Here is a 341-nt window from a genome sequence, read left to right as displayed (position 1 = left end):
CAACCACCTGTTCAGGACTCAAATCTTGCCAAATTAACCGTTTTATCCATTTTTTGACTTCCGGCGTTATTTTTACGGCTTTTTTAGCAAAATGACGACGAGCTAATCCCTTCAAATGAGCCTGTTCCGGGCAATAGGTTTGAACTTCTTGATTTCTCTTCAATTCTCTGCTGATGGTCGACGGGCTTCGCTTAAGTGACTCAGCAATGAAACACTGTGAAAAACCGGCTTTTTTTAAACTGGAAATCGGGTATCTTTCTGTTTCGGTCAGTTGTATATAGGTCATTGTGCATTTTCCTGTGGCGGGAAAGATGCCTACTATAGCAACTGACCGCCCTTCT

At 42.5% G+C, this 341-nt stretch carries 1 protein-coding gene; it reads right to left on the bottom strand.

What is annotated here, in order from left to right:
• Positions 1 to 286 (bottom strand): helix-turn-helix domain-containing protein (locus EAE89_RS23270; RefSeq protein ID WP_214086697.1); only part of this gene is annotated, 286 nt, incomplete at its 3' end.
• Between the last annotated feature and the right edge of the window lie 55 nt (positions 287 to 341).

Source organism: Photorhabdus heterorhabditis (assembly GCF_018448905.1).
Taxonomy (GTDB): Bacteria; Pseudomonadota; Gammaproteobacteria; order Enterobacterales; family Enterobacteriaceae; genus Photorhabdus; species Photorhabdus heterorhabditis.
The sequence above is the reverse complement of the archived record's forward strand: the minus strand, read 5'-3'. Positions and strand labels throughout refer to the sequence as shown.